Annotated in this window: 18 protein-coding genes and 1 tRNA gene; 9 read left to right on the forward strand and 10 right to left on the reverse strand. The window is 71.3% G+C overall.

Annotation, left to right across the window (positions count from 1 at the left end):
* Positions 1 to 16: 16 nt before the first annotated feature.
* Complete coding sequence (orn, locus tag KLO01_RS16605; protein ID WP_147067244.1) at positions 17 to 703, reverse strand: oligoribonuclease; 687 nt, start codon at positions 701 to 703, stop codon at positions 17 to 19.
* A 38-nt stretch (positions 704 to 741) separates the two neighbouring features.
* Between orn and KLO01_RS16610 the strand changes: the two genes are divergently transcribed.
* Both KLO01_RS16610 and KLO01_RS16615 read left to right on the forward strand, forming a co-directional pair.
* Positions 742 to 1,926 (forward strand): PrsW family intramembrane metalloprotease, encoded by a 1,185-nt coding sequence (locus KLO01_RS16610; protein ID WP_147067246.1) that lies wholly within the window; start codon positions 742 to 744, stop codon positions 1,924 to 1,926.
* On the forward strand, positions 1,926 to 3,203 hold the full coding sequence (locus KLO01_RS16615) for a M20 metallopeptidase family protein (protein ID WP_147067248.1): 1,278 nt from the start codon (positions 1,926 to 1,928) through the stop codon (positions 3,201 to 3,203). Before KLO01_RS16610 ends, KLO01_RS16615 begins: the two co-directional genes overlap by 1 nt.
* A 68-nt stretch (positions 3,204 to 3,271) precedes the next feature.
* Here the strand turns inward: KLO01_RS16615 and KLO01_RS16620 are convergent, their stop codons facing one another.
* On the reverse strand, positions 3,272 to 3,949 hold the full coding sequence (locus tag KLO01_RS16620; protein ID WP_147067250.1) for a 4'-phosphopantetheinyl transferase family protein: 678 nt from the start codon (positions 3,947 to 3,949) through the stop codon (positions 3,272 to 3,274).
* Positions 3,950 to 3,958: 9 nt separating this feature from the next.
* Between KLO01_RS16620 and KLO01_RS17595 the strand changes: the two genes are divergently transcribed.
* Positions 3,959 to 4,855, forward strand: coding sequence for an alpha/beta fold hydrolase (locus KLO01_RS17595; RefSeq protein ID WP_186828100.1), 897 nt, complete (start codon positions 3,959 to 3,961; stop codon positions 4,853 to 4,855).
* Here KLO01_RS17595 and KLO01_RS16630 read toward each other — a convergent pair.
* Positions 4,817 to 4,889 (reverse strand) — tRNA-Arg (locus KLO01_RS16630). The genes KLO01_RS17595 and KLO01_RS16630 overlap by 39 nt on opposite strands.
* A gap of 115 nt (positions 4,890 to 5,004) precedes the next feature.
* On the opposite strand from KLO01_RS16630, the gene KLO01_RS16635 reads away from it, so the two are divergent.
* The 4 genes from KLO01_RS16635 (at position 5,005) to ettA (ending at position 10,863) form a co-directional block, all read left to right on the forward strand.
* Positions 5,005 to 6,720 (forward strand): dynamin family protein, encoded by a 1,716-nt coding sequence (locus KLO01_RS16635; protein ID WP_147067252.1) that lies wholly within the window; start codon positions 5,005 to 5,007, stop codon positions 6,718 to 6,720.
* Complete coding sequence (locus KLO01_RS16640) at positions 6,717 to 8,384, forward strand: YfjP family GTPase (protein WP_246136275.1); 1,668 nt, start codon at positions 6,717 to 6,719, stop codon at positions 8,382 to 8,384. Before KLO01_RS16635 ends, KLO01_RS16640 begins: the two co-directional genes overlap by 4 nt.
* Before the next feature lie 215 nt (positions 8,385 to 8,599).
* Positions 8,600 to 9,133 (forward strand): single-stranded DNA-binding protein, encoded by a 534-nt coding sequence (locus tag KLO01_RS16645; protein ID WP_147067255.1) that lies wholly within the window; start codon positions 8,600 to 8,602, stop codon positions 9,131 to 9,133.
* Between the two features lie 47 nt (positions 9,134 to 9,180).
* On the forward strand, positions 9,181 to 10,863 hold the full coding sequence (gene ettA, locus KLO01_RS16650) for an energy-dependent translational throttle protein EttA (RefSeq protein ID WP_147067257.1): 1,683 nt from the start codon (positions 9,181 to 9,183) through the stop codon (positions 10,861 to 10,863).
* On the opposite strand, the gene thpR is transcribed toward ettA, so the two are convergent.
* On the reverse strand, positions 10,850 to 11,455 hold the full coding sequence (gene thpR, locus KLO01_RS16655; protein ID WP_246136276.1) for an RNA 2',3'-cyclic phosphodiesterase: 606 nt from the start codon (positions 11,453 to 11,455) through the stop codon (positions 10,850 to 10,852). The two genes, ettA and thpR, sit on opposite strands and share 14 nt — an antisense overlap.
* Positions 11,456 to 11,482: 27 nt before the next feature.
* Here thpR and KLO01_RS16660 point away from each other — a divergent pair, with 27 nt between their 5' ends.
* Entirely contained in the window at positions 11,483 to 12,394 is a 912-nt protein-coding gene (locus KLO01_RS16660; protein ID WP_147067259.1) for an LLM class F420-dependent oxidoreductase, read from the forward strand.
* Between the two features lie 21 nt (positions 12,395 to 12,415).
* On the opposite strand, the gene KLO01_RS16665 is transcribed toward KLO01_RS16660, so the two are convergent.
* Entirely contained in the window at positions 12,416 to 13,156 is a 741-nt protein-coding gene (locus KLO01_RS16665) for a class I SAM-dependent methyltransferase (protein WP_147067261.1), read from the reverse strand.
* A gap of 11 nt (positions 13,157 to 13,167) precedes the next feature.
* Complete coding sequence (locus tag KLO01_RS16670) at positions 13,168 to 13,809, reverse strand: TetR/AcrR family transcriptional regulator (protein ID WP_147067263.1); 642 nt, start codon at positions 13,807 to 13,809, stop codon at positions 13,168 to 13,170.
* A 71-nt stretch (positions 13,810 to 13,880) separates the two neighbouring features.
* Here KLO01_RS16670 and KLO01_RS16675 point away from each other — a divergent pair, with 71 nt between their 5' ends.
* Positions 13,881 to 15,035 carry an acyl-CoA dehydrogenase family protein gene (locus KLO01_RS16675; RefSeq protein ID WP_147067264.1) on the forward strand — a complete coding sequence of 385 codons (1,155 nt, stop codon included), beginning with the start codon at positions 13,881 to 13,883 and terminating at the stop codon, positions 15,033 to 15,035.
* A 142-nt stretch (positions 15,036 to 15,177) separates the two neighbouring features.
* Here the strand turns inward: KLO01_RS16675 and KLO01_RS16680 are convergent, their stop codons facing one another.
* From KLO01_RS16680 to fabG, 4 genes are all read right to left on the reverse strand, one after another.
* Entirely contained in the window at positions 15,178 to 15,708 is a 531-nt protein-coding gene (locus KLO01_RS16680) for an SRPBCC family protein (protein ID WP_147067266.1), read from the reverse strand.
* Positions 15,705 to 16,061, reverse strand: coding sequence for an ArsR/SmtB family transcription factor (locus KLO01_RS16685; protein ID WP_147067269.1), 357 nt, complete (start codon positions 16,059 to 16,061; stop codon positions 15,705 to 15,707). The genes KLO01_RS16680 and KLO01_RS16685 overlap by 4 nt, the downstream gene beginning before the upstream one ends.
* Positions 16,062 to 16,165: 104 nt before the next feature.
* Positions 16,166 to 17,287 (reverse strand): acyltransferase family protein, encoded by a 1,122-nt coding sequence (locus tag KLO01_RS16690; protein WP_147067271.1) that lies wholly within the window; start codon positions 17,285 to 17,287, stop codon positions 16,166 to 16,168.
* A complete protein-coding gene (gene fabG, locus KLO01_RS16695; RefSeq protein WP_147067273.1) occupies positions 17,265 to 18,020 on the reverse strand; it encodes a 3-oxoacyl-ACP reductase FabG in 756 nt (251 codons plus the stop codon). The genes KLO01_RS16690 and fabG overlap by 23 nt, the downstream gene beginning before the upstream one ends.
* Positions 18,021 to 18,048 lie beyond the last annotated feature (28 nt).

The raw sequence follows: 18,048 nt of genomic DNA on the forward strand, positions 1-18,048 counted from the left end.
TCCGTGGCAGCGCGGACTATCGTACCTGCTCCTCGGGGGTGCTCCCGACCATGCCCGCCACGGCCCCCGAGGCCGGACTCGAGTGGTCGACGACGTGCTCGGCCGCGAGCGCCCGGAGCTCGTCGGTCGCGCGGCCGGGAGGCTCGACGAAGACGGCGGCGCGGTAGTAGCGGAGCTCGGCGATGGACTCGCGGATGTCGGCGAGCGCGCGGTGGCCGCCCGACTTCTCGGGAGCGGCGAAGTACGCGCGCGGGTACCAACGCCGCGAGAGCTCCTTGATCGAGGAGACGTCGATGACGCGGTAGTGCAGGTGCTGCTCGAGCTCGGGCATGTCGCGGGCGAGGAAGCCGCGGTCGGTGCCGACGGTGTTGCCGCCCAGGGGAGCCTTGCGCGGCTCGGGGACCCACTCACGGACGTAGTCGAGGACCCGCTGCTGCGCCTCCTCCATCGTCACGCCGCCGGCGAGCTCGTCGATGAGCCCGGACGTCGTGTGCATCTCGCGGACGAAGTCGCCCATCTGCGCCAGGGCCTCGTCGGTCGGGCGGATGACGACGTCGACGCCGTCGCCGAGGACGTTGAGCTCGTAGTCGGTGACGAGGGCCGCGACCTCCACGAGGGCGTCGTTCTCGAGGGAGAGCCCGGTCATCTCGCAGTCGATCCAGACGATGCGGTCGGTGAGGGCTCGGTCAGGCGTCGATGACATGGGTCCCAGCCTAGGTCGAAGCACTAGGCTCGTCGTCCATGAGTGGGGACCAGGCCGTCGACACCAACGCGACCGTCCCGTCGCCCCCGGAGGGCAGTCGGGCCGCAGGAGCCCACCGCGGCAGATCGGCCATCCGTCGATGGGTCATCGTCGGCATCGCGACGGTCGGCTTCGGCCTCGCGGCGCTCGCCGTCGCCAGCGCCATCGGGGCGGCGGCTGGTGTCAGCGCGAGCCTCCTGGGGCTCGTCGTGGCGACGATCCCGCTCGGCATCGTGGTCCCCACCTTCATGTGGCTCGACCGGTTCGAGGCAGAGCCCACCCGTTACCTCGTGCGCGCGTTCCTCTGGGGTGCGCTCATCGCCGTCCTCATCGCCATGACCCTCAACACGGCCGGTCAGCTCGTGCTCTGGGGCTCCGTGCCCGAGGAGGAGTCGCTGGCACTCACCGCCGTGTTCGTCGCGCCGTTCGTCGAGGAGGCCGCCAAGGGGCTGTTCGTGCTCCTCGTCTGGCGCTTCGCCAAGCGCGAGTTCGACGGGATCACCGACGGCATGGTCTACGCCGGTGTCACGGCCGCGGGCTTCGCCTTCACCGAGAACATCCAGTACCTCGCGATCGCGTGGGTCGAGCACGGTCAGCAGGGGCTCACCGCAACCTTCGTCGGCCGCTGCCTGCTCTCGCCGTTCGCGCACCCCATGTTCACGATCTGCACGGGCATCGGCATCGGGGTGGCCTCCATGTCGCGCCGGGGGATCGTGCGCGTCCTGGCCCCGCTCGGCGGGTTCCTCCTGGCCGTGATCGCCCACGCCGTGTGGAACCTCGCCGCCGTGAGCGGGGGAGAGGGCCTCATCGCCGTCTACCTCGTCGTCCAGGTCCCGCTCTTTCTCGCCTTCCTCGGCTTCGTCGTCTGGGTCCGACGCCGCGAGGGCCGGCTCATCGGGCAGTTCCTCAACGCGTACGCCGATGCCGGCTGGCTCTCCTCCGCGGAGGTCGCCATGCTCGCCTCGATGCCCAAGCGCCGTGAGGCGCGGCAGTGGGCGCGTGCCAACGGCGGACGCCAGGCCCTGCGGTCGATGGAGGACTTCCAGGACGCCGCGAGCGAGCTCGCCCTGCTCCGCAGACGCATGCACCACTCGACCGCAGACGCCCGAGCGCTCACCGACGAGCGCGAGCTGCTCGCGGTCCTCGTCCGCCGCCGTCGCGAGTTCGCCGGACAGGTGCTCTGATGACCTCGACCACCCCGACCACGTCGTCCACCTCAACCACGTCGGTCCGCGAGCTGGCGGAGGCGATCGCCCCCGAGCTCATCGAGCTCCGTCACGACCTCCACCGCCACCCCGAACTGGGCCTGGACCTGCCGCGCACCCAGCAGGCCGTGCTCGCCGCGCTGGACGGGCTCGACCTCGAGATCACCCTCGGCAAGGGGCTGAGCAGCGTCGTGGCGGTCCTTCGCGGGCGCGGCGCCCCCCACGACGACGGCGCCGGTGACGGTGCCGCCGAACGCCCCGTCGTCCTCCTCCGTGGCGACATGGACGGGCTGCCCGTCACCGAGGCGACCGGCGTCGACTTCGCGTCGCAGGAGCCGGGCCGGATGCACGCCTGCGGCCACGACCTGCACACGGCCGGCCTGGTCGGTGCGGCCCGGATCCTGCACGCCCTGCGCGACGACCTCGCCGGTGACGTCGTCCTCATGTTCCAGCCCGGTGAGGAGGGCCCCGGAGGGGCCGAGCCGATGCTGCGCGAAGGACTCCTGGACGCGGCCGGCCGACGGGTCGACGCGGCATACGCGATCCATGTGTATGCCGCAGAGCGTCCCCGTGGCGTGTGGTTCGGTCGTCCCGGGCCTCAGATGGCCGCGGCCGACGAGGTCGTCATCACCGTGCAGGGCAAGGGTGGTCATGGCTCGCAGCCGCAGTACGCCCTCGACCCCGTCCCCGTCGCGTGCGAGATGGTGCTCGCGCTGCAGACGATGGTGACGCGGCGCTTCGACGCCTTCGACCCGGTGGTCGTCACCGTCGGCAGGATCTCCTCGGGCACCGTCAACAACGTCATCCCGGACGACGCCGTCATCGAGGCGACGCTGCGGACCTTCTCGGCCGAGCACCGAGAGCGTGCTCACTCGGAGATCCGCCGCGTCGCCGAGCACGTGGCCGCGGCGCACGGCCTCACGGCGACCGTCGACATCGGCAACGGCTACCCGGTCACGGTCAACGACGCCGACGAGTTCGCCTTCGCCCAGGCCACGGTCGTCGACGTCTTCGGGGAAGATCGCTGGTCCGACATGCCCCTGCCGGAGGCCGGGGCCGAGGACATGGCGTTCGTCCTCGAGGAGGTCCCCGGTGCATACCTCAACGTCGGGGCCTGCGTCGTCGACGACCACACGACCGCGGAGGACAACCACTCCCCGCGAGCGGCCTACGACGACTCGGTCGTCCCCGACATCGCGGTGCTGCTCGCCGAGCTGGCGCTGCGACGGACCGCGGCGGGCGTCCGGAGGCCCTGAGGCCCGCCGGCCCGGGGCGAGCGCGCGACCGGGTGAGCGCGCTCGCGGGCGCGCCGGGTCGGCCGAGCTCAGCCGCGCTGGACGCGGATGCTCATCGGGTGGCTCGTGAGGACGGCGACCGCGGCGCGGTGGTCCTCGCGGCCGACGTCGATGTCGCTGACCTGGGTGGGCCCCGGCGGGTGCTCGGCGGCCTTCCACTCCAGCAGTGCGGCGGGGGCGTCGGGGGAGGACACGACGACCTGGCTCGGGTCGACGACCAGCCCGTGACCCGTGGCCTTGAGGATGGCCTCCTTGCGCGACCACATGCGGGCACGGGCGGCGAGGAGGGCGTCGCCGGTCAGGCCCTCGAGGTGCACGGCCTCGGACTCGTCGAGCGTCACCGAGCCGAACCCGTCGAAGTCGGCCGACTCGAGGTCCTCGACGTCGACGCCCACCTCGCCCATCCTGGTCACGACCGCGACGGCCATGTGCTCGCCGTAGGACACCGACACGTGCAGGTCGCGCATGCCCGTGACGTGCGGCTTGCCGTGACGGTCGGTGCCGCACGTGGCGCACCGCTTCTCGAACTCGAGCCGCCGAGGGTCGACGCCCGTCTCGTCCGCGACGAGGCGCCGCAGGAGGGCGTGGGCCGTGATGAACGGGACGGGGTTCGGGCGTCGCTGCACGCGCTCGAGCTCCCCGGCGTCGAGCAGGTCACGCAGGCGCGGGTCGTCGCTCACCTCTGTGGTGCGGATCACGACGGACATGACCCGATCATGTCATTCCCGGTTCGGGGGCAAGCCGGTCGTCGTGAGAAGCGGGTACGTTCCTCAAGCGTGGAGCGCGTCGAGGTCAACGGGCTGGAGGTCGCGTACGAGCGGGTCGGCTCGGGGCCGCCGCTCGTGCTCGTGCACGGCGCCGCCCTGGACTCCCGCTCGTGGCGGCCGCAGCTCGACGCCCTCGCCGACGAGCTCACCGTCGTGGCCTGGGACGAGCCGGGGGTGGGACGGTCGTCGGTGGTGCCGGAGGGCTTCGGCCTCGCGGGGTTCGCGGATGCGCTCGCGGGCGTCGTCAGGCACCTCGGTCTCGGGCCCGCCCACCTCGCCGGTCTGTCGTGGGGCGGAACGGTCGTCCTCGAGTGCTGGCGCCGCCATCCCGACCTCGTCGCGTCGCTCATCCTCATGGACACGTATGCCGGGTGGTCAGGTTCGCTTCCCGCGGACGAGGTAGCGCGACGGGTCGAGGGGGTCCGGCGATCACTCGAGGCGCCGGCCGAGGACTTCGACCCGACGCTGCCCGGGCTCTTCGGCGGTGAGCCGTCGGCGGAGGTCGTGGCGCTCCTGGAGGAGATCGCGGCAGACGTGCGCCCAGACACGTTGGCGCTGGAGCTTGGGATCATGGCCGCGACCGACCTCAGCGACCTGCTCCCCGAGATCGACGTGCCGACGCTGCTCGTGTGGGGCGAGCTCGACTCCCGCTCGACGCTCGAGGTGGCCCGCCGGTTCGAGGCCGACATCGACGGGTCCGAGCTCGTCGTCGTCGAGGGGGCCGGTCACGTGAGCAACCTCGAGCAGCCCCACGTCGTCAACGAGGCCATCCGCGAGTTCTGCCGCCGGCGCACGGCGGGAGAGAGGCGCCCCCGGCAGGACTCGAACCTGCAACCTACGGATTAGAAGGCCGTTGCGCTATCCGTTGCGCCACGGGGGCCGAACTGCCGTGAAGTCTAGTGAGACGAGGCCAGCTGCTCGTCCGGGTGCCGAAACACGTGGAGCGCGGCGGCACGTCGGCGTGCGGCTGCCCACCGTTTCGTTAGGCTGAGGCAGTGACGACATCCGAGGCCACCCACGCGAGCGAGCTCGTGGAGGCCGTGACCGGACTGCGTGACGTCGTCGCCGCCTCGGTCATCCCGCTGAGCACGCCCGGTCAGGCGCACGGCGAGACCGTGAGGCGCGAGCTCCTCCAGCAGCTCGACGACTACGTGCTGCCGCGACTCCGCTCGCTCGACGCACCCCTCCTCGCCGTCGTCGGAGGCTCCACGGGCGCCGGCAAGTCGACGCTCGTGAACTCCATCGTGGGTGCCGAGGTGAGCCGCTCGGGTGTGCTCCGCCCGACGACCACGAGCCCCGTCCTCGTGCACCACCCGGACGACAGGCGCTGGTTCTCCGACCAGCGCATCCTGCCGAGCCTGGCGCGCGTCACCGGCGGCCCCGGCGAGGAGTCGCAGCCGGGCACCGTGCGACTCGTCGAGTCCGAGAGCCTCCCCCCGGGCATGGCCCTGCTCGACGCTCCCGACATCGACTCCGTCGTCCAGGCCAACCGCGAGCTGGCGACCCAGCTCCTCGCGGCCGCCGACCTCTGGCTCTTCGTCACGACCGCCGCCCGCTACGCCGACGCCGTGCCGTGGGACCTCCTGCGCACCGCTGCCGAGCGAGGCACCGCCGTGGCGATCGTCCTCGACCGGATCGCGCCCGACACCGTCGACGAGATCCGTCCCCACCTCGCCGGGATGCTCCGCGAGCAGGGTCTGCCGACGGCGCCGATCTTCACCGTGCCCGAGTCGACCCTCACCGAGGACGGCTTCCTCGGCCCCGACGCCATGGGCCGCCTCCGAGCCTGGCTCGACGCCCTGGCCAGCGACGCCCGCGCCCGCGCCGTCGTCGTGAGCCAGACACTCAAGGGCGCCATGGCCTCGCTGTCGGGCCGGACCGCCGCGCTCGTCGAGGCCTCGACCGAGCAGGACGACGCGGCCCGGGGACTCGTCGCCGCCGCGAAGGACAACTACGACCACGCCACCGAGGGCGTCAAGGACGGCATGACCGACGGCACGCTCCTGCGCGGAGAGGTCCTCGCCCGCTGGCAGGAGTTCGTCGGCACCGGCGAGTTCTTCCGCCAGATCGAGTCGACGCTGTCCAAGTGGCGCGACCGCGTCACCGCGGCGATCAAGGGCCAGCCCGCACCGGCCGAGGACCTCGGTGAGGCGCTCCAGTCCGGTGTCGCCAACCTCCTCGTGTCGCACGCCTCCGCGGCGGCCGCCGACACCGCGCGCCAGTGGCGCCGGCTGCCCGGCGGCGACGCGCTCATCGGCCAGTACCCCGAGCTGGCCAAGCCCTCCGCAGACCTCGTCCCTCGGGTCGAGGCGCTCGTGCGTGAGTGGCAGGGCGAGGTCTTCGACATCGTTCGCAGCGAGGGTGGCAACCGGCGGACCAACGCGAGGATCGCGGCATACGGCGTCAACGCCATCGGCCTGTTCCTCATGCTCGTCTCGTTCGCCGCCACGGGTGGCCTCACCGGCGCCGAGGTCGGCATCGCGGGTGGCACCTCCGTGCTCGCCCAGCGGGTCCTCGAGGCGATCTTCGGCGACCAGGCGGTCCGCGAGATGGCGGCCAAGGCGCGCGCGAGCCTGCTCACGCGTGTCGCGGACCTGTATGCCGTCGAGCAGGACCGGTATGCCGCAGCGGTCGCCTCCGTGGGAGACACCGCCGGCCAGTCCGCCGCTCTCGACTCTGCTGCTGCCCGCGTCCGCGAGGGGGCTGCATGAGCCCGCTGCGCATGGGCGGCGCCAAGGTCAGCAGCGTCACCGCCGAGTCGCTCGCGTCTGCGTCCGGATCGCTGGACGCCGCCCTCACCACCGGTGGCGACGAGCTGCCCGAGACTCCGGCACAGCGTGCCCGAGCCGTCGTGACCAAGGTGGGGGAGCGGACCTCCCTCGTCGGAGGTCACACCGTCGTCGCACTCGCCGGGGCCACCGGCAGCGGCAAGTCCTCCCTCTTCAACGCGCTCGTCGGCGACGACGTGGCGACGGTCGGTGCTCGCCGACCCACGACCTCGAGGCCGACCGCGGCCATCTGGGGGGACGAGCCGGCCGGCCCGCTGCTCGACTGGCTCGACGTCGCGACACGCCACCACGTGTCCGGCGACGCCACGGTCGAGGGCACGGTGGGCTCGCTCGACGGGCTCGTGCTGCTCGACCTCCCCGACTTCGACTCGCGCGAGACCGCGCACCGGGTCGAGGCCGAGCGCGTCCTCAACCTCGTCGACGTCTTCGTCTGGGTGACCGACCCGCAGAAGTACGCCGACGCCCGTCTCCACGACGACTACGTCGCGGCGCTGTCGACGCACGACGCCGTGACGGTCGTCGTGCTCAACCAGGTCGACCGCCTGTCCGACGCCGACATCGCGACGTGCGTGGCCGATCTCAAGCGCCTCATGGGCCGCGACGGCATGCCCGACGCCACCGTCATCCCCACCTCGGCCCGCACCGGGCGCGGACTCGACGTGCTCGGCCAGCGGCTGAGCAACGCCGTGTCGGGAGCCAACGCCGCCCGGACGCGTCTGGGCGCGGACGTCCGCCAGGCGACCGCTGCCCTGCGACCGGCCGTCGCCGACTCGGAACCCTCCGTCAAGGCCAAGGGCGAGGGCGAGCTCGTCGACGCCCTGGCCCGTGCGGCCGGCGTGCCCACCGTGGTGGGCGCCGTCGAGCGTGACTACAAGATGCAGGCCATCGGTCGCACCGGCTGGCCGTTCACCCGGTGGGTCCAGCGGCTCAAGCCCCGGCCGCTGCGCCGCCTCCGGCTCGACGACGGCCGTGGGTCGGTCACCGTGAGCGACGCCGACGTCCGCTCGGTCCTCGGCCGGTCCTCGCTGCCGCCGCCCACCCCCGCGGCCCGCGCCGCGGTCGACCTCGCCACGCGCCGCCTCGCCGACCGCGCCGGCGCAGAGCTGCCCACCCCCTGGGGGGACGCCGTCGACGCCGCCGCCACGCCTCCGGGGCACGCGATGGCCGACGCCCTCGACCAAGCCGTCATCTCGACCTCGTTGCGCTCGCGCACCCCGGTGTGGTGGCGGGCCGTGGGCATCGCCCAGCTCCTTTTTGCGCTCGTCGCCGTGGCGGGCCTCGTCTGGGTGCTCGTCCTCATGCTGCTCGGCTGGCTGCAGTTCCCGAGCATCGAGACGCCGAGGTGGTTACCGCTGCCGTGGCCGTTCGTCCTGCTCGTCGGCGGGCTGCTCGCCGGCCTGCTGCTCGCGATGGTCTCGCGCTTCCTCGCCGGGATCGGGGCGCGGCGGCGTGCCGCCGTCATCGACGGGCGCCTGCGCGACTCGATCGCGACGGTCGCCGACGAGCGCATCGTCGCCCCCGTCGCGTCGGTCCTCGAACGCCACCGCGAGACCCGCCAGCACCTCGACGCCGCGGCGAAGGTCTGACGCCGACGTCTGACGCCGACGTCTGACGCCGAGGACTGCGGCGAGGACGGGCGGCGAGCGCGCACGCCCGCCGCACGGACCGTCGTCCACAGGACCGGCTCCTCGCCGTCGTCGTCCACAGGCACGGTCGCGGACCGTTGCCGTCGGCCCGGGCTGTCGGGACGCTGGTCGCAGTGCACCGCACGAGCGGAGCCCGACCAGAAGAGGTTTCAGTCATGCAGGACAGCACCATCACGGTCCAGGGGCGGGTCGCCAGCGCCCCGGAGATGAAGGTCTCCAGGAACAACAACCCGTTTGCGAGCTTCCGCGTCGCCGCCACCCCGCGGCGGCAGGTGAGTGGCGCACCGGGCACCTACGAGGACGGCGAGACCTCGTGGTTCACCGTCTTCGCCTGGGGCAACCTCGGCGCCAACGTCCTCCGGTCGATCGAGAAGGGGCAGCCCGTCGTCGTCCACGGCCGACTGTCCGCCCGCGAGTTCAAGCGCGACGACGGCTCGATGGGCACCTCGGTGAGCATCGTCGCCAACGGCGTCGGGCACGACCTCAGCTGGGGCCAGACGGTCTACGAGAAGGTGTCCAAGCCGTCCTACGGCTCGGGCGACAAGCTCGACGACGCCCTGCAGACGATGCAGTCCGAGTCCGAGGGCTTCGGGGACCCGCAGCGCGACGACTACCTCCTCGCGGAGCGTCCCACCGAGGTCGTCGGCGCGAGCACGACCGGTCCGCTGGTCGAGGAGTCCGCAGCCTGAGGGCGAACCGATTCGGGGATGGGGCGGGCAGTCGTTAGCCTTGCCCCATGCCCGAGTTCATCTATGTCATGTCGCGCGCCCGCAAGGCCCACGGCGACAAGGTCATCCTCGACGAGGTCACCCTGTCATTCCTGCCCGGCGCCAAGATCGGCGTCGTCGGCCCCAACGGCGCCGGCAAGTCGTCGGTCCTCAAGATCATGGCCGGCCTCGACCAGCCGTCCAACGGCGAGGCGCGCCTGACCCCGGGCTACAGCGTCGGCATCCTCATGCAGGAGCCCGAGCTCAACGAGTCCAAGACCGTCCTCGGCAACGTCGAGGAGGGCGCCGGCGAGATCAAGGCCAAGCTCGACCGCTACAACGCCATCTCCGAGGAGATGGGCGAGCCCGACGCCGACTTCGACGCCCTCATGTCCGAGATGGGCAAGCTCCAGGAGGAGATCGACGCCGCCGACGCGTGGGACCTCGACTCCCAGCTCGAGCAGGCGATGGACGCCCTGCGCTGCCCGCCGCCGGACGCCGACGTCACCGTGCTCTCCGGTGGTGAGCGCCGCCGCGTCGCGCTGTGCAAGCTCCTCCTGCAGAAGCCAGACCTGCTCCTGCTCGACGAGCCCACCAACCACCTCGACGCCGAGTCGGTGCTCTGGCTCGAGCAGCACCTCGCGAGCTACCACGGCGCCGTCGTCGCCGTGACGCACGATCGCTACTTCATGGACAACGTCGCGCAGTGGATCCTCGAGCTCGACCGCGGCCGGGCCTACCCCTACGAGGGCAACTACTCGACCTACCTCGAGAAGAAGCAGGCTCGCCTCGAGGTCCAGGGCAAGAAGGACGCCAAGCTCAGCAAGCGCCTCAAGGAGGAGCTCGAGTGGGTCCGCTCCAACGCCAAGGCCCGCCAGACCAAGTCCAAGGCGCGCCTCGCCCGCTACGAGGAGATGGCCGCCGAGGCCGACCGCACGCGCAAGCTCGACTTCGAGGAGATCCAGATCCCTCCGGGTCCGCGTCTCGGCAGCAAGGTCATCGAGGTCAAGGACCTCAAGAAGGGCTTCGGCGACCGCGTCCTCATCGACGGGCTGTCGTTCTCGCTGCCGCGCAACGGGATCGTCGGTGTCATCGGCGCCAACGGTGTCGGCAAGACGACACTCTTCAAGACCATCGTCGGCCTCGAGCCCGCCGACAGCGGCGTCGTCGACATCGGTGACACGGTGAAGATCTCCTACGTCGACCAGAGCCGTGGGGGCCTCGACCCCAACAAGAACCTCTGGGAGACCGTCTCCGGCGGCCACGACTACATCCAGGTCGGCCAGGTCGAGATCCCCTCGCGCGCCTACGTCTCGCAGTTCGGCTTCAAGGGCCCGGACCAGCAGAAGAAGGCCGGTGTCCTCTCCGGTGGAGAGCGCAACCGCCTCAACCTCGCGCTCACCCTCAAGGAGGGCGGCAACCTGCTGCTCCTCGACGAGCCCACCAACGACCTCGACGTCGAGACCCTCGGCTCCCTCGAGAACGCCCTGCTCGACTTCCCCGGCTGCGCCGTGGTCATCAGCCACGACCGGTGGTTCCTCGACCGGGTCGCGACGCACATCCTCGCCTACGAGGGCACCGAGGAGAACCCCGCGAGCTGGTACTGGTTCGAGGGCAACTTCGAGTCCTACGAGGCCAACAAGATCGAGCGGCTCGGTGAGGACGCCGCCCGTCCGCACCGCGTCACCTACCGCAAGCTCACCCGCGACTGACGTTCGCACCGAGGGGGCAGACCGCTACGGGTTCGTAGTGCGGTCTGCCCCTTCGCTCTCCCCGGTGGGACACGAAGACGGTGACCTCGCCCGCGGTCCAGGGCGGGCCGGCATACGCGTCCATGACCCGCAGCCAGTGCGTCGCCTCGAAGGGGCGGCGCACCCGGGCGAGGGTGAGGTGCGGCCGGTAGTCGCCACCGGCGGGTGGGGCGCCGACGCGTCCGCAGGCCCGTCGCACGCCGAGAGCCAGTGACTCGAGGTCCGCGAGCCCGCTGGGGGAGTCCGAGCGCACGTCCATCCAGACCACCCGTGCCTCTGCCGGGTTCGGGAAGGTGCCGGCACCGCTGAGCCGCAACGGGACCGGTGCGTGCTCGTGAGCGACGCCGGTCACCGCGTCGACGACGTCGTCGAGCAGGCCGCCGGGGACGTCGGACAGGAACGCCAGTGTCACGTGCCAGAGGTGGGAGGGCGTCCAGCGCAGGTCGGAGTGCACGTCCCGGCGCGGCTCGAGGAACTCCTCGAGGTCCGCGTGGGCGTCGGCAGGCGGCACGACCGCGGCGAAGATGCGCACCGCGCCATTGTGCTTGCTCATGGTCCGACCGAGGCGCAGGATCAGGGCATGCGCTGTGGACTGCAGGTCTCCTACTTCTCCTGGCCGGACGCCCCGGCGTCGATCGGTCCCACCTTCCGCCGGGTCGCCCAGAACGCCGAGGGCGCGGGCATGTCGTCGCTCTGGGTCATGGACCACTTCTTCCAGATCTCGATGATCGGGCCACCCGAGCTCGACATGCTCGAGGGCTACTCGGCGCTGGCCTTCGCCGCCGCCGCGACCGAGCGGATCGAGCTCGGCACGCTCGTCACCGGCGTGACCTACCGCCACCCCGGGCTGCTCGCCAAGACGGTGACGACGCTCGACGTGCTCAGCGGTGGGCGCGCCTGGCTCGGCATCGGGGCAGCGTGGAACGAGGAGGAGCACCGCGGTCTCGGTGTCCCGTATCCGCCTGTGGCAGAACGGTTCGAGCGTCTCGAGGAGACGCTCCAGATCGCGCGCCGGATGTTCGACGGCGACGACAGCCCGTATGCCGGCCGGCACTACTCGCTCGAACGTCCCCTCAATGTCCCGGCGCCGTTGCGCCGCGTCCCGATCCTCATCGGCGGCAGCGGGCCGAAGAAGACCCTGCGGCTCGTGGCGAAGTACGCCGACGCGTGCAACCTCTTCGACGCCGGGCCGGAGGCGATGCCTGCTCGGCTCGCCATCCTGCGGGGGCACTGTGACGACGTCGGGCGTGACCCTCGAGAGATCGAGGTGACCGCGCTGTCGCGGCTCAGCCTCGGCACGTCGGGCGCGAAGGCGTCGTCCGGCGAGACGATGCAGTCGGTCGACGAGGCGGTCGACCGCTACGGGCGTCTGGCCGAGGTCGGTCTCGACCACCTCATCCTCGGGATGGGCAACGACACCGACGACACGGCATACGAGCTCGTCGCCGAGCTGGTGCGCCAGCTCGAGCCGGTCGAGGCGGGCACCTGGTGACCGCCACGGCCGTGTGCCGGCTCAGCGTGCGTCGCTGACCTTCGTCGCGGCGACGAACACCGAGCTGCCGAAGGGCAGGTCGAGGCGTCGGCGGAGCAGCGCCTCGTCGACCTTCGTCGCGGCGAGCAGGGCGTGGTGCAGCGCCCTGGGGACCTCGGGCACCGAGACGACGTCGACGGCGGACGTGTGCTTGCGGTCCTTGAGGCGACGTGCGAGCCGCTCGGCGACGAAGCCGGGGAAGACCGACGTGAACGCGTAGGTCGCCCGTTCGACGCGGAAGCCCGCGCGTTCGACCGCGGCGACCGCGCGCCGCTTCGTGTAGCGGCGGAAGTGACCGTTGGCGACGTCGAAGTCGGTCCAGGCCCACTGGTAGGCGGGCACGGCCATGAGGAACGTGCCACCGGGCTGGAGCACCCGGCCCACCTCGGCGAGGGCCTCGGCCTCGGGGTCGCAGTGCTCGATGACGTCGAACGCCGACACCATGTCGAAGCTCGCGTCGGCGAAGGGGAGCGAGAGGGCCGAGCCGCAGACGCCGTTGGTGCCGAGCCCGCGCGGGTCGATGTCGAGCGAGGCGAGGTGACGGGTGCCGTCGTGGAGCCAGCTCGCGCTCGGCCCGTCGGCGCTGCCGATGTCGAGCACCGTCGTGCGGTCCGCGGCGTACGAGCTGAGGGCCGCGTGCAGCAGGTCGGTGCGCGCGACGTACCACCAGTAGTCGGGCTGCTCGATCGACGGGGAGCCCCCGTGTCCTCCGGCGTCGGTCATGGTGCGCAAGCCTAACGGCGAGCGACGAGCCTCATCGCGAGGTGGCCGTTGGTGCGGCCGATGTCGTCGGGGGTGCGCCGGATCTCGGGGGAGTACCAGCGGGCGACGTCGACGGCCATCGACAGCAGGGCCAGGGCGGTGCTGGGGATGTCGTCGACCTCGAAGTCACCGGACTCGACGCCGTCGGCGAGGACGCCGCGCACGACCTTGTCGATCTCGCGGCGCAGCGACAGGACCTCGTCGCGGTGCTCGGGGGTGAGGTGGCGGAACTCGTACTGGACGATCCGGCCGAGCTGGTGGTGCTCGGCGTGCCACGTGGAGAACCCGGCGATGATCGAGCGGAGCGCCTCGGGCGGGGAGGCGGCCGCCCCCGCGGCCTCGACGAGCTGGTCGCGCGCCGTCTGGTGGCCGCGGCGGCTCAGCTGGAAGAGGAGGTCCTCCTTGGAGCTGAAGTGCACGTAGACGCCGGCGGGGGAGAGCCCGGCCCGCGACGCGATGTCGCGGGTGGTCGTGGCGTGGAAACCCTTGTCGGCGAAGGCGTCGGCGGCGGCCATCATGAGCCTCACGGCCGTGGCGCCGGCGGTGTCGCCCGAGTCCTCGAGCGTGGCGAGGATGCTCTGCTCCGAGCGTGGTGCGCCTGTGGTGGCCGACATGTTGACAGCATGCCTGACCCGCGTGAGACTAAGCAAGCGCTTAGTCATTCGTAGTTCTGTCGAGGAGAGCCATGCCCCGCAACCTGTACGACGACGACCACCTCGCCTTCCACGACTCGGTCCAGGAGTTCGTCGACCGCACGCTCAAGCCGCGTGCCGACCAGATGCTCGAGGCCAAGAGCATCGACCGCGACATCTGGCTCGAGGCCGGCAAGCAGGGTCTGCTCGGCCTCGACATCCCCGAGGAGTTCGGCGGTGCCGGCGCCGGGGACTACCGCTTCAACGCCATCTCGGCCGAGGTCATCTCCGGCTTCAACGCCGCGACCTCGTCCTGCTTCGGCATCCACAGCGACGTCTGCCCGCCCTACATCGTCGACCTCGGCACCGAGGAGCAGAAGCAGCGCTGGCTGCCGCCCATGGCCGCCGGCGAGAAGATCTGCGCCATCGCCATGACCGAGCCCGGCGGTGGCTCCGACCTCGCCGCGCTCAAGACGACCGCGGTCCGCGCCGACGACGGCTCCGACGGCTGGGTCCTCAACGGGTCCAAGACGTTCATCACCAACGGCTACCAGGCCGACCTCGTCATCGTCGCCGCCCGCACCGACCCCAGCAAGGGTGCCAAGGGCATCTCGCTGCTCATGGTCGAGGACGGCATGGAGGGCTTCAGCCGTGGCCGCAAGCTCGACAAGGTGGGTCAGGAGGAGTCCGACACCGCCGAGCTCTTCTTCGAGAACGTCCGTGTCCCGGCCGAGAACCTCATCGGTGAGGAGGGCATGGGCTTCATCGCGATGATGCAGCGACTCCCGCAGGAGCGGGTCGGTGCGGCCGTCAGCAACGTCGCCCACGCCAAGGCGATCCTCGAGGAGACCATCGCCTACGCCAAGGAGCGCAAGGCCTTCGGCCAGCCCATCGGTGCCTTCCAGCACAACAAGTTCAAGATCGCCGAGCTCGTCACCTCGATCGAGGTCGCCGAGGCCTACGTCGACGACTGCGTCGCCGCCCACGCCAAGGGTGAGCTCACCGCCGTCGACGCCGCCAAGGCCAAGTGGTGGAGCGCCCAGGTCCAGAACGACGTCCTCGACGAGTGCGTCCAGTTGCACGGTGGCTACGGCTTCATGAACGAGTACCGCGTGGCCCGCGCCTGGCGCGACGCCCGCGTCACGAAGATCTGGGCCGGCTCGAACGAGATCATGAAGGAGCTCATCGGCCGCGACCTCGGCTTCTGAGCCACCCGGCATACCGCACCGTCCGCACAGCTGGTCGAGAAGGTGACCACAGCTGCGGACGCAGCACGCCGGCATACCGCAACGTCCGCAACCGTGGTCGCGATCTCGACCATGGTTGCGGACGTTGTCGTATGCCGTGGGGTCAGCCCGCGGCGCTGAGCTCGGCGAGGACGTCGTCGATGGCGTCGTAGCTGGACTGGAGGCCGTGCTCCATGCCCGAGTCGATGACGGCCTGGACCGTCTCGGGGGAGTCGTAGGTGATGACGGCGCGCAGCGTGGTCCGCCCGTCCTGCTCGGTGTAGGTCGAGTCGATGAGCGAGTAGGGGCTGTCGATGTTGTCGAACCGCTCGGTGTGCACGAGGTGCCCGGGGCGGTCGATCTGCTGGTAGTGCCCCGAGAACGAGACCTCCTCGCCGCTCGAGTCGGCGCGCTGGGCGAAGTGCCACGCACCGCCCTCGCGCAGGTCGACCTCGCAGACGGTCATCTCCCCGTGCCCGGCACCCCACCAGCGGCGGATGTGCTCGGGGTTGGTCATGGCCTCGAAGACGAGGTCGGCCGGGGCGGGGAACGTGCGGGTGATGACCATCTCCGAGCCGGAGGCGGTGACGGTGGCGCGCTCGTGCGCGGTGGGTGTGGTGCCGGTGGTGCTCGTGGAGCTGGCGGTGGAGCTCATGACGGGGTCTCCTCGTGGTCGCCCTCGGTCGAGGGCCGGTGGATGGACGCGAGGTAGTCGCCGAGGCTGTCGAGCTGGCTCTCCCAGTGCTTGCGGTAGAGCTCGAGCCACGACGTCGCGTCCTGGAGTGGGGCGACCGAGATGCGGCAGTGGCGCCGCTGCCCATCCCGGCTCTTGGTGATGAGGCCGGCACGCTCGAGGACCGTGAGGTGCTTCGAGATCGCCGGCAGCGACATGGCGAACGGCTCGGCCAGCTCGCCGACCGTGGCGTCGCCCGACGAGAGGCGCTGGAGGATCTCGCGCCTCGTCGGGTCGGCCAGGGCGGAGAAGGTGGTGCTGAGCGGATCGGCCATGGCACTTAACATAGTGGTTAATTAACCGACGAGTCAAGAACTTTCCAGCGATGTATGCCCTCCGCCGTGGGGCAATCAGTTGAGAGCGAGAGGGTGAGGGACGGTCAGGCGCGGGTCGGAAGCTGGAAGAGCCAGGGCACGTGCAGCCGTCGGCCCAGCCACCACAGGCCGAGCGGCCCGAGCACGCCGGCGACGGACCCGACGACCAGGTGGACGGTGAGGTCCGTGACGCCAGCGACGGTGAGGAGCTTGCGGGCCATGTCGGTGAGGACGATGTGCGCGAGGAAGATCTCGAGCGAGCGCTCGCCGAGGAACGCCAGCGGCCGGCCCACCGCTCGCCGGCCGATGCTCCCCGACAGGGCGAAGACGCCGAGGCACAGTGCGATGGAGGTCGGGACGCCCCAGGCGAGGGCCCAGAGGGTGCGCGGTCCCATCCACGACGTCGGGGGCATCGGGTCGGTCAACCAGAGTGCGGCCGCTCCGGCACCGACCCCGACCAGCGCGACCCACCGTGCGTGTGCCGAGCGGGTCAGGGCGGCCACGCGCTCGCGCCCGGCGAGCAGGCCGAACCACACGAACGCGAGCAGTGCGAGGCCCTCCATGAACACCCACGGACCGGTCCAGCCCCAGGCGAGCAAGGAGCCCACGGCGACGATGACCGACGACAGGACCGCCCGCGCGCGGCTGCTCCACGGCCGCACGAGTGCACCCACCACGGTGACGAGGACGAGGAACCCCAGCCACCACAAGGGGCCGTCGGCGACGAGCAGGGCGTGCAACCGGTCGCCGACGAACCCGTCCCAGCGTCCGGCCACGACCTCTGGCTCGACGGCGTCGACACCCTCCTGCGCTGCCTGGGCCGCCACGTCGGTGAAGCGGCGGGTGACGCCGAAGAGGACGGTCCACACGGCATACAGGTAGGCGAAGAGGGCGACCCGGGAGCGGAGGTAGGCGCGAGGCCCGTGCTTCTCGACACCCGGTCGGAGGAAGACGCCGAGCAGCACGGCGAAGATCGTGAGGTGCCACGCGTAGAACGCGTCGTCCACCTCGAGCACGACAGGGGACGTGCGCGGCACGAGGTCTGCCGCGGCCAGTCCGCGCAGGACGTGACCGACGACGATGGCGAGGATCGCGATGCCGCGGGCGACGTCGAAGGCACGGTCCCGTGCGGGCGCGGCCCCTCGCGCCGGCGCGTCCTCGCGCTCAGTCGAGGGGGCCTCCGGCAACGTAGATCACCTGGCCCGAGACGAAGCCCGCCTCCTGCGAACACAGGAACGAGATCGTCGCGGCGATGTCCTCGGGCTGGCCGACGCGCCCGACCGGGGTCTGCTTCGCGGCCCCGGCGAGGAAGTCCTCGAAGGACACGCCCATCCGCTCGGCGGTGGCCGCGGTCATGTCGGTCTGGATGAAGCCCGGAGCCACGGCGTTGGCGGTGACGCCGAACTTGCCGAGCTCGATGGCGAGCGTCTTGGTGAAGCCCTGGAGGCCCGCCTTGGCCGCCGAGTAGTTGGCCTGCCCCCGGTTGCCCTGCGCTGAGGACGACGAGAGGTTGACGATGCGCCCGAACTTCTCCGCCGTCATGTGTGCCTGGCACGCCCTGGTCATGAGGAAGGCGCCACGCAGGTGGACGTTCATGACGGAGTCCCAGTCGGACTCGGTCATCCTGAAGATGAGGTTGTCGCGGATGATCCCCGCGTTGTTGACGAGCACGACGGGAGGCCCGAGCTCGTCGGCGATCCGGGCGACGCCCGCCTCGACCTGCTCCGCGTCGGAGACGTCCACGCCGACGCCGACCGCGGACCCGCCGGCCTCGCGGATGGAGGCCGCAACCACCTCGGAGGCCGCCTCGTCGAGGTCGACGACCGCGACGGCATACCCGTCCCTGGACAGGCGGCGCGCGGTCGCGGCACCGATCCCACGGGCTGCTCCGGTGACGACGGCGGTGCGATTCTGGGTCACTGGTGGTCCTTCGGGGTGCGGGGAGTTG

This window comes from Knoellia locipacati (genome assembly GCF_007992835.1).
GTDB classification, from domain to species: Bacteria; Actinomycetota; Actinomycetes; order Actinomycetales; family Dermatophilaceae; genus Knoellia; species Knoellia locipacati.